Origin of the sequence: Klebsiella sp., assembly GCF_027492335.1 — a bacterium.
GTDB lineage: Bacteria > Pseudomonadota > Gammaproteobacteria > Enterobacterales > Enterobacteriaceae > Klebsiella > Klebsiella huaxiensis.
The window spans coordinates 1-9,508 of sequence record NZ_JAPUEW010000061.1; the positions used below are offsets into that span (position 1 = coordinate 1).

At 57.4% G+C, this 9,508-nt stretch carries 9 protein-coding genes and 1 pseudogene; 5 read left to right on the plus strand and 5 right to left on the minus strand.

Annotation, left to right across the window (positions count from 1 at the left end):
• The first annotated feature begins 392 nt into the window (after nt 1-392).
• Entirely contained in the window at nt 393-818 is a 426-nt protein-coding gene (gene nudI / locus QVF11_RS18375) for a nucleoside triphosphatase NudI (RefSeq protein ID WP_287858587.1), read from the plus strand.
• Here the strand turns inward: nudI and QVF11_RS18380 are convergent.
• Nucleotides 810-2,225, minus strand: a complete 1,416-nt coding sequence (locus tag QVF11_RS18380; protein ID WP_287858588.1) for a sensor histidine kinase — start codon at nt 2,223-2,225, stop codon at nt 810-812. The genes nudI and QVF11_RS18380 overlap by 9 nt on opposite strands.
• Complete coding sequence (tctD, locus tag QVF11_RS18385) at nt 2,212-2,886, minus strand: transcriptional regulator TctD (protein WP_287858589.1); 675 nt, start codon at nt 2,884-2,886, stop codon at nt 2,212-2,214. Before tctD ends, QVF11_RS18380 begins: the two co-directional genes overlap by 14 nt.
• Before the next feature lie 134 nt (nt 2,887-3,020).
• Here tctD and QVF11_RS18390 point away from each other — a divergent pair, with 134 nt between their 5' ends.
• Genes QVF11_RS18390 through QVF11_RS18400 form a run of 3 tightly spaced genes read left to right on the plus strand, consistent with a single transcriptional unit; the run spans nt 3,021 to nt 5,980 of the window.
• Nucleotides 3,021-4,001 (plus strand): Bug family tripartite tricarboxylate transporter substrate binding protein, encoded by a 981-nt coding sequence (locus QVF11_RS18390; RefSeq protein WP_287858591.1) that lies wholly within the window; start codon nt 3,021-3,023, stop codon nt 3,999-4,001.
• Nucleotides 4,002-4,016: 15 nt separating this feature from the next.
• A complete protein-coding gene (locus tag QVF11_RS18395) occupies nt 4,017-4,448 on the plus strand; it encodes a tripartite tricarboxylate transporter TctB family protein (RefSeq protein ID WP_287858593.1) in 432 nt (143 codons plus the stop codon).
• 11 nt (nt 4,449-4,459) lie between these two features.
• Nucleotides 4,460-5,980, plus strand: a complete 1,521-nt coding sequence (locus tag QVF11_RS18400; protein ID WP_287858594.1) for a tripartite tricarboxylate transporter permease — start codon at nt 4,460-4,462, stop codon at nt 5,978-5,980.
• Nucleotides 5,981-6,160: 180 nt separating this feature from the next.
• Here the strand turns inward: QVF11_RS18400 and QVF11_RS18405 are convergent, their stop codons facing one another.
• Nucleotides 6,161-6,955, minus strand: coding sequence for a T6SS immunity protein Tli3 family protein (locus QVF11_RS18405; RefSeq protein ID WP_142513008.1), 795 nt, complete (start codon nt 6,953-6,955; stop codon nt 6,161-6,163).
• 198 nt (nt 6,956-7,153) lie between these two features.
• Here QVF11_RS18405 and QVF11_RS18410 point away from each other — a divergent pair, with 198 nt between their 5' ends.
• Nucleotides 7,154-7,777 carry a DUF2238 domain-containing protein gene (locus QVF11_RS18410; RefSeq protein WP_112213010.1) on the plus strand — a complete coding sequence of 208 codons (624 nt, stop codon included), beginning with the start codon at nt 7,154-7,156 and terminating at the stop codon, nt 7,775-7,777.
• A gap of 1 nt (nt 7,778) precedes the next feature.
• On the opposite strand, the gene menE is transcribed toward QVF11_RS18410, so the two are convergent.
• Nucleotides 7,779-9,146: an o-succinylbenzoate--CoA ligase gene (gene menE / locus QVF11_RS18415; RefSeq protein ID WP_287858595.1), complete on the minus strand. Its 1,368-nt coding sequence runs from the start codon at nt 9,144-9,146 to the stop codon at nt 7,779-7,781.
• Nucleotides 9,143-9,508: pseudogene (locus tag QVF11_RS18420) on the minus strand (o-succinylbenzoate synthase); the annotation flags it as partial. The gene menE and the pseudogene QVF11_RS18420, both read right to left, overlap by 4 nt.

A 9,508-nucleotide genomic window follows, 5' to 3' on the forward strand; every position in this document is an offset into this window, starting at 1 on the left:
CCTTCGCGGCAGCTGCTAAGGCTGCCGTTTTCTCTGGCATGAATCTGGTATGAAGCTGCTCTGAAATTTCCATCATATTCCGCTGCCGGAACTGATAAGACCCCGTTTTAGCCATTGCGCTAACATTTCTGCCGAGCGGCGGCTAGCGCCTTGCACGGCCTACAAAGACTATAATATCATCCGGTTATGCATTTTCCGTAGGCCCGGTAAGGCGCTAGCCGCCACCGGGCGGTTCCAGAAAGGTGCGCTTTGTCAGCAACGGGCGATACCTCTTATCCAGATGGCGCTGCATCACGGCAATGACATAACGCATCTGGTACTTGCTGTTTGCCGAGTCGACTCGCAAACTGGGCTATCTCAATGTTTACCCACGTCATCATTAAGGAAAAACCATGCGTCAAAGGACTATCGTCTGCCCGCTTATTCAAAATGAAGGTCACTACCTGCTGTGCAAAATGGCTGACGACCGCGGCGTATTTCCCGGCCAGTGGGCGCTCTCCGGCGGCGGCGTGGAACCTGGCGAACGTATCGAAGAGGCTCTGCGACGAGAGGTTCGCGAAGAGCTGGGCGAAAAACTACAGCTAACCCAGATTACGCCATGGACCTTTAGCGACGATATCCGGGTTAAAACCTATGCTGATGGCCGCCTGGAAGAAATTTATATGATCTACCTGATTTTCGATTGCGTTAGCGCCAACCGCGAAGTGACGATCAACGAAGAGTTTCAGGATTATGCGTGGGTGAAGCCGGAAGATCTTCCCCATTATGATTTGAACGTAGCGACCCGGAAGACGCTCACCCTGAAAGGCTTACTCTGAACGAATGCTCAAGAAGCGCAGCCTGACCTTCAGCCCGCCCAACGTTTCGCTGCGCAGCAGCTGCGGATGGCTGCGGTGCAGGCGCGCAATATCGCTGACTAGCGCGAGTCCAAGCCCCACGCCGGGGTTATCACCGACGTTTTCCAGGCGATGAAACGGCATCAGCGCCTGCTGAATCTGCGTATTGTCAATCCCCGGCCCGCTATCCTCAACGTCCAGCAGTACCACGTCCCCATCGTAATGCAGGCTTAGCGTGACTGTCCCTCCCGGAGGCGTATAGCGAATTGCGTTATCCAGCAGATTCGCACACAGCTCGCTCAACAGCACGTAATCTCCAGCTATCATCACCGCCGATGGTTCGCCCTCATAACCAAGATCGATAGCTTTACTCCGCGCCTGCACAAGTCGGGAAAAACAGCTGTTCTGAACAATCTCATGGAGATCGACCGACGGGAAGTCATGTTCCCCCTGCTCTTTACTTTTGATGGTCGCCAGTTGCAACAAGCGCTCTGTTAATAGAATTGTACCGTCCAGAGTGTTGCTCATCGCCGTCAGGCTCTCCCGCCAAAGTTTAGGATCATCACTGCCCAGCGCCACCGACGCCTGGGTTTTCAGCACCGCCAGCGGGGTTTTAAGTTGATGAGAAGCGTCGGCGCTAAAGCGCTCCTGGCGGGCAATCATCACCCGGAGACGGTCGATATAGCGATTAAAAGCGACAATTAGCAAACGGGTTTCCGACCACGGCAGCAGCTCCGGTAACGGCGTCAGCAGACCGGGTTCGCGGCGCACCATCAGCGCCGAAAGCTGGCGCATCGGTCGCAGCACGCGGCGCAGCAGCCAGCCGGTGAGCACCAGGGTTAACAACACCAACAGCCCCTGCGATATCCACGACGAGAATAGAAGCTGTCCCGCCAGCCAACGCCGTGATTGCAGCGTTTCAGCGATATAGATTTCCGCCATCCCGACAATTCCCGCCTCATTAACCGGCTGCAGCAGACGCGCTACGCGAATGGCCTGCCCGCGATACTCGGTATGATAAAACCACGCCAGCGCGGGATAGAGAGCGGTGCGAGAGGTCGATGGCGGCATCGCCGGAAGATCATCAAACCCGGAAATGACCTGCCCCTCAGGGTCAAGAACCTTATAATACAGCCGATCGTTCATATTCAGTTCAAAGCTATCCAGCACCACCCACGGCACATTCACCTCCAGCTTATTGCCGCGCACCACCAGACGTTCCGCCACAGTACGAGCAGATGAAAGCAGTGTACGATCGTAAGCCTGGGTCGCCGCCTGCAGGGCGCTGACGTAGCTATTGAATGCCGAAAGCCCCCACAGTAAAACCAGCGGCAGGCCGAGAAACAGCAGCAGTTGAGCAAATAACGACTGCGGTTTACCCCACCTCATCAGCAAGCTCCAGTACATAACCCAGACCACGCAGCGTTGTGATCCGCACGTTGCTCTCCTGAAGCTTTTTCCGTAAACGATGAATATACAACTCGATACTTTCCGGGCTAACGTCATCGCTCAGGCTGAAAACCTGCTCGAAAAGCTGCTGGCGCGATACCGGGCGCGTGCGGCGAAACATCAACACCGTCAGCAACGCCAGCTCGCGCGGGGTCAACGACAGCATCTGCCCACGCAGCAAAAAATAGCCTTCATCGCGATATTCCAGGGAACCGATCTGCTGGATCTCGCGAATCTGCCCTTCACTGCGTCGCAGTAGCGCCCGTAGCCTGGCATCCAGTTCTTCAAGCTCAAAAGGTTTCGGCAAATAATCATCAGCCCCCACGTTCAGTCCTTTCACCCGATCCGCCACCGCGCTGCGGGCGGTCAGCAGCAACACGGGAAGCGTCTGTCCACGTTTTCGCAGACGCTGCACCACTTCCAGCCCATCGAACCCCGGCATACCGATATCCAATACGGCCAGCGCATATTTTTCGCTTTGCAGCAGATGGTCAGCCGCCCGTCCGTCAAGTACGCAGTCCACGGCAAATCCACTCTGTACCAGCGCTTTTTCCAGCCAGTGAGCCAGCTCACGGTTATCTTCAGCCAATAAGAGACGCATATCACATCCTGTAAAGTTGCTGGCGCATTGAAAGGGAAATGAAAGGTAGTTGTTTTAACAATCACGCAACCGAATAACTACATGTCGGTTCACATAATCAAAAAAAACGTCTCTGTATCTGACTGAGGAAGCCTATGAATATCCCATTCCTTCGCCACGTTAGTGCCATCGCATTATGCCTTTGTACCGCCTCTGCTTGGGCCGCTGAGGTCCCATCCCGAACCGAATGCATTGCCCCAGCCAAGCCCGGCGGCGGCTTCGATCTCACCTGCAAGCTGATTCAGGTCAGTCTGATGGAAACTGGCGCTATCCAAAAACCGATGCGCGTCACTTATATGCCCGGCGGCGTCGGCGCGGTGGCCTACAACGCCATTGTTGCCCAGCGCCCCGGCGAGCCTGGTACCGTGGTCGCCTTCTCCGGCGGCTCGTTGCTCAACCTGGCACAGGGAAAGTTTGGTCGCTATGGCGTCGATGATGTCCGCTGGCTGGCCAGCGTCGGCACCGATTACGGCATGATCGCCGTGCGCACTGACTCCCCGTGGAAAGACCTGCCATCGTTTATGGCGGCGATGGAAAAAAATCCCGCCAGCATTGTCATCGGTGCTGGCGCGTCCATCGGCAGCCAGGACTGGATGAAAGCGGCGCTGCTGGCGCAAAAAGCCAACGTCGACCCACACAACATGCGCTACGTAGCGTTTGAAGGCGGCGGCGAGCCGGTCACCGCGCTGCTCGGCAATCATGTGCAGGCGGTCTCCGGTGATCTGAGTGAAATGGTGCCTTATCTCCAGGACAATAAAATTCGCGTGCTGGCGGTCTTCTCCAGCGAAAGATTGCCAGGCGCGCTCGCCAACGTACCCACCGCCAAAGAGCAAGGTTACGATCTGGTCTGGCCGATTATTCGCGGCTTCTTCGTTGGCCCGAAAGTCAGCGATGCCGACTATCAGTGGTGGGTGGACGAGTTCAGCAAATTGCAGCAGACCGATGCGTTTAAAAAGCAGCGCGAACTCCGGGGCCTGTTTGAGTTCAACGTGAATGGCAAGGAGCTCGACGCTTACGTCAAAAAACAGGTGGAAGACTATCGCCAACAGGCGAAAGCCTTTGGCCTGGCCAAATAATCAATGGAGGTTGCGATGAGCGATCGTATTTTTGCCGGAGTATGGCTGCTGCTCTGCGTGGGTGGAATGTTTATCGCCTGGCAAATTCACAGCGAGTACGCCTATGAACCCGTCGGCCCCCGCCCTTTCCCGGTGGGTATTATCGGCCTGATGCTGCTGTGTTCTGTGCTGCTGCTCCTGCGTCGGCCCGATGTCATCGCATGGCCGGGGCGTCTGGTTTTACAACGTCTATTGACGATGGTGGTGGCACTGGTGGTCTATGCGTGGGGCTTTGAGTGGCTGGGTTTTCCCTTGTCAACCGCGCTGCTGACCGCCGTTTTCGGCCTGCTGTTTGGCGCGACCCTGCCCGCGGCTGGCGTTGCTGGCATCATCATGGGCATCGCGCTGTGGTACATCTTTGACGCCCTGCTTGATGTCACCTTGCCGCTCGGCATCTGGCTAATTTAACGGAGGAGTTTATGGATATCTGGATTTATCTGTCGCAAGGCTTCGCCGTCGCCATGACGCCGGGCAACCTGATGATTGCGTTGATCGGCTGCTTTGTGGGCACTATCGTCGGCCTGTTGCCGGGCCTGGGGCCTATTAACGGCGTAGCGATCCTGCTGCCGCTGGCTTTTGCCCTGCACCTGCCTGCGGAGTCGGCGTTGATCCTGCTGGCGACAGTCTATATTGGCTGTGAATATGGCGGGCGCATTTCATCTATTCTGCTTAATGTGCCCGGCGATGCCGCCGCCATTATGACCGCTATCGATGGCTACCCTATGGCGCAGCAGGGGCGCGGCGGCGTGGCGTTGTCCATCTCAGCGGTGAGCTCGTTTGTCGGTTCGCTTATCGCGATTATCGGGATGATTTTATTTGCCCCGCTGCTGGCCCAGTGGTCGCTGGCGTTCGGCCCGGCGGAATATTTCGCGCTGATGATTTTCGCCATCGCCTGCCTCGGCAGCATGATGGCGCAAAATCCACTGAAATCGTTTCTCGCCGCGTTAATCGGGTTGGGGCTGGCGACGGTGGGCGTTGATGCCAACACTGGCGTCTACCGCTTCACCTTCGACAGCGTTCATCTTTCCGATGGCGTGCAGTTTATCGTGGTAGTGATTGGTCTTTTTTCGGTCTCGGAAATCTTGCTGATGCTGGAGAGCACCAGCGGCGGGCAGAAACTGGTCCGGAAAACCGGACGCATGCTGTTTAACGCTAAAGAAGCGGGTCAATGCATGGGGGCAACGTTGCGCTCATCGGTTGTCGGTTTCTTTGTCGGGATCCTGCCGGGCGCGGGGGCAACCATTGCCAGCGCCATCACCTATATGACCGAGAAAAAGCTCAGCGGCAACAGCGATACGTTCGGCAAGGGCGATATTCGCGGCGTGGCAGCACCGGAAGCGGCGAATAACGCCTCCGCCTGCGGATCGTTTATTCCAATGCTCACGCTCGGCGTTCCTGGTTCCGGGACCACTGCGGTGATGATGGGCGCGCTGACCTTATATAATATCACCCCAGGACCGGCGATGTTTACCGAGCAACCGGACATTGTTTGGGGCCTGATCGCCGCGCTGCTGATCGCCAACGTGATGCTGCTGATTATGAACATTCCGCTAATCGGCCTCTTTACCCGCATGCTCACCATTCCGCTATGGTTTCTGGTTCCGGCAATTGCCGCCGTATCGGCGGTTGGCGTCTACGCCGTACACAGCACCACCTTCGACCTGCTGCTGATGGTTGGGTTGGGCGTACTCGGCTACATCCTGCGCAAAATGCACTTCCCGATGTCGCCGCTGATCTTAGGCTTCGTGCTGGGGGAGATGCTGGAGCAGAATCTGCGCCGCGCGCTGTCGATTAGCAACGGCAACATGGCGATTCTGTGGCAAAGCGGGGTGACGAAAACGCTCCTGTTTTTGGCGGTACTGGTTATCGTGGTTCCGCCACTAGCGAAGTACTGGCGCAAGCGCCAGTTGATGACGAAAGGAGATCTTCCGGGAAGCTGACAGAATGCGCCTCGAGGCACGCCATTGCAGCATCCACTATCTTCCCGGTGGCGCTTCGCTGACCGGGCTACGGGTCCGTGACGTCTGCGGTCTGGTAGCCCGGACAGATGCGCAGCATCGCCTCCGGGAAACAGCGTGTATCGCGGCTTCCGTTGCCCCCGGCCGCGCTGCTGGCCGGGGCTACGGGTTCACCGCGGTTAGCACTCTGGCGCGCGCATCGTCCCACTCGCGCCGTTCCTGCCCGCTGAGCTGGGCGGTCGCGCTACAGCGCATCGCATCCCATCCGGGATACTCATCGATCTGCAGCAAGTTATTCTGGCGCTGATTATCGTAAAAAGACCAGTTGCTGCCGCGAGACAGGTCTGAACTGACAAGATACCCCTCTTTTAACTGCAGATAGATCTGGTTATTGACCACCGTCATCGCCATCTCCTCCTGCGGGCGTTCATCCGCTAGTCGCGGCAGGCGAATAGGGGTAAACATCCAGGTTTTACCGTGGTCGACTGAAACGTTGAAACCATACAGGCGAAAATGGAACTGCCCGTCGGCCATTTTTTGCGGCAAGCCGGTTCTGGGCACCACGACATACTGCTGCGCCGCGTGGAAATAGCGAAACGATGCCGGTGCGACCTGCCCGTAAGACACGCTGCCTGAACGCTCCGTCTCTGGGGTCGTCCATTCGTTTGGCTTTAGATCGCCAATCCGCGAGACAATATCCCGTTGCGTATCCAGATACCACATCACCCCCGAACAATAGCGCGGTGCCCGCCCGTGTCGTCCCAGCTTACCTCTGTCGAGCACGATATAACGCCAGGCGTCAAAACGGTAAATCACCTGCGGCCAAATTTTCTGCCCGCGCCAGTGATGATCGTCCTCGCGAATATGGCCGGAAAAAGGGTCGTCAACGCTCCAGGCGTTGAAAGGCTGCGCCAGCAAAACGCAGAAAAAGGCGAGAATACGGAACTTGTTTTTCATTACCGTGCGTCCCTGTCAGTTAGTCACAACTCTCTTTTTGTCACACCGGTTCTGGCTATAACCATGTTCCTTGTTCAGAGCTAAAAGCTGCGTCCCTTCCCGGAAGACAACTCAGGAGAACCGTGCCGCTAACGTTCAATATTGTATTTTCCCGGTATCCATCTGATAGTAACGTCTTTAAACTTCTGGCGATATGTTATGACTACCACGGTTTCCGGCTCGTTAATCAAATTCGCGGCCCTGGCACTTCTGCTGATTCTTATTTATACCGGCATCAGCGCGGGAGATAAGCTCACCTGGCTGATGGAAGTTACGCCGGTTATCATCCTCGTTCCTTTGCTGCTGGCGACGCACTCACGCTATCCGCTAACGCCGCTGCTCTACATTCTGATCTTCTTCCACGCCATTATTTTAATGGTTGGCGGGATGTACACTTATGCCAAAGTGCCTATTGGTTTTGATGTTCAGGCCTGGCTTGACCTGAGCCGTAACCCCTACGACAAGCTGGGACACTTTTTCCAGGGACTGGTCCCGGCGCTGGCGGCGAGGGAAATTTTGCTGCGCGGCGGCTACGTTCACGGACGCAAAATGCTCGCCTTCGTGGTCTGCTGTATTGCGCTGGCGATCAGCGCCGTCTATGAGCTGATTGAATGGTGGGCAGCTCTGGCGCTGGGGCAAGGTGCGGATGAGTTTCTCGGCACCCAGGGCGATCCCTGGGATACCCAGTCTGATATGTTCTGCGCCCTGCTTGGCGCACTGACTACCGTTTTGCTACTGGGCCGCTGGCATACAAAGCAGCTACTCGACGTCCAGCGCTCCTGAACTACGGTTTCACCTGCTGGTTAACCCACTCACGCAGCGCCCGGCGGGAAATTTTAATGCCGCCGGTTTTTAGCGTTTCGGGCAGTGGCAACCAGCGTACCGGCTGCTGGAAACGCGCCAGCTTATCAGCGCACCAGCTTGCTAAGGTTGCCGGGGCGCAGTGTTCGCTGCACTCCACCACCGCCACCGGCCGCTGGCCAAATTCGGCATCATCCAGCGGTACAATAAAGACCTGCTGAATCTGCGGATGAGCGCCAATGACCCGTTCCACCTCTTCCGGTTGAATGCCCTCCCCGCCGCTGAAAAAGAGATTATCCATTCTTCCGAAAATGGTCAGTTTGCCGTTATCAAACCTGCCGCGATCGCGAGTAGCAAACCAGCCTTGCTCATTAACCAGCGGAACCATTTGCCCATCGCGCCAGTAGCCTTCAGCCATGCTGTCGGCCCGCAGCCAGACTTCGCCATCAACAATGCATAATTCGCGTCCCGGCAGCGGCTGCCCGATATCAGCCAGGCCGTCGGCCTCTTTGGCGCATACCGTGGAAGCAAACTCGGTCAGTCCATATCCGCACCAGCAGCGAATACCGTTCTGACGGGCCTGTTCGGTGAGCGCAACCGGGATAGCCGCGCCGCCCAGCAGTACCGCTTTTAACGACACTTCAGCATCACCGTTAAGTAGACGCCAGAGCTGGGTCGGCACCAGCGAGGCATGAGTACAGCCCTGCAATGCCTGCTCCAGCGGCTGTTTGTCACGCACCGTCAGGACAGCGCCCGCATGCAGCCAGCGCCAGAGAATGCCCTGGCCGGAAACGTGAAACAACGGCAGCGACAGCAACCAGTCATCTTCCGGCGCAAGCGAGATCATCGCCAGCACGCCTTCGGCACTGGCGAGGTGGGCGCGAAAAGTATGAACTGCCGCTTTCGGCAGCCCCGTCGACCCTGAAGTTAAGGTCATGGACGCGATACGTTCTTTTTGCCAGGCAACCGCATGCTCGCCAGCCCCTGGCTGCAAAGCCAATAGATTGAGCTTTAGCGGCAGATCGTCGCCGTTCAGTATCAACGCATGACTCAGACCCAGCGACGGCAGCAGTTCTGCCAACAGGGGGGCAGGCAGTTGCGGGTTCAGCGGCAGGACGCGCGCGCCACATTGCAGGAGCGCCAGCCATGCCAGCAACGCATCGGGCTGGTTATAGCTCCGCAGCACGACGCCATCGCCTTCGCTGACGCCCTGGGCGTGAAACCCTGCTGCCAGCCCGTCAATTTGTACGCACAGTGCTCGCCAGCTCAGCCGCTGCTCATTCAAACGCAGCGCCTGCGTCTCCCCTCGCAGATGCCGCCAGTGACGCCAGGGCCAGTCGCTAAATGTCACAGCAACGGCTCCAGCTCATCAACGGTCAGGCACGGCAGGTCACTTTCCGGCCAGCGACGAACCAGCTGACCGCGCATCAGACTCAGGGTATCGAGACCGGGAATGGTATCCGGCGTCAGCCAGGCGGCTATCCGCGCCAGCTGCGTCAGGCCAAGACTCGACTCAATGGATGAGCTGATGACCGCCGTCAGCCCCAGAGCATGAGCGGTTGCCACCTGCTGCTGCACCTTTTGCAGGCTGCCCGTTAACATCGGTTTAATCACCACGGCCCGCAAACCCGGCTCGGCGGCAAACTCAAAATCCGCCTCGCGCAGGCTCTCATCCCAGGCAATTGCGATACCCGTTTCCTGTGCAAAAGCACG

What these genes read in the sequence shown, in the direction of transcription:
- nudI (WP_287858587.1), top strand. Translation starts at nt 393, where the DNA reads ATGCGTCAAAGGACTATCGTCTGCCCGCTTATTCAAAATGAAGGTCAC.
- QVF11_RS18380 (WP_287858588.1), bottom strand. Translation starts at nt 2,225, where the DNA reads ATGAGGTGGGGTAAACCGCAGTCGTTATTTGCTCAACTGCTGCTGTTT.
- tctD (WP_287858589.1), bottom strand. Translation starts at nt 2,886, where the DNA reads ATGCGTCTCTTATTGGCTGAAGATAACCGTGAGCTGGCTCACTGGCTG.
- QVF11_RS18390 (WP_287858591.1), top strand. Translation starts at nt 3,021, where the DNA reads ATGAATATCCCATTCCTTCGCCACGTTAGTGCCATCGCATTATGCCTT.
- QVF11_RS18395 (WP_287858593.1), top strand. Translation starts at nt 4,017, where the DNA reads ATGAGCGATCGTATTTTTGCCGGAGTATGGCTGCTGCTCTGCGTGGGT.
- QVF11_RS18400 (WP_287858594.1), top strand. Translation starts at nt 4,460, where the DNA reads ATGGATATCTGGATTTATCTGTCGCAAGGCTTCGCCGTCGCCATGACG.
- QVF11_RS18405 (WP_142513008.1), bottom strand. Translation starts at nt 6,955, where the DNA reads ATGAAAAACAAGTTCCGTATTCTCGCCTTTTTCTGCGTTTTGCTGGCG.
- QVF11_RS18410 (WP_112213010.1), top strand. Translation starts at nt 7,154, where the DNA reads ATGACTACCACGGTTTCCGGCTCGTTAATCAAATTCGCGGCCCTGGCA.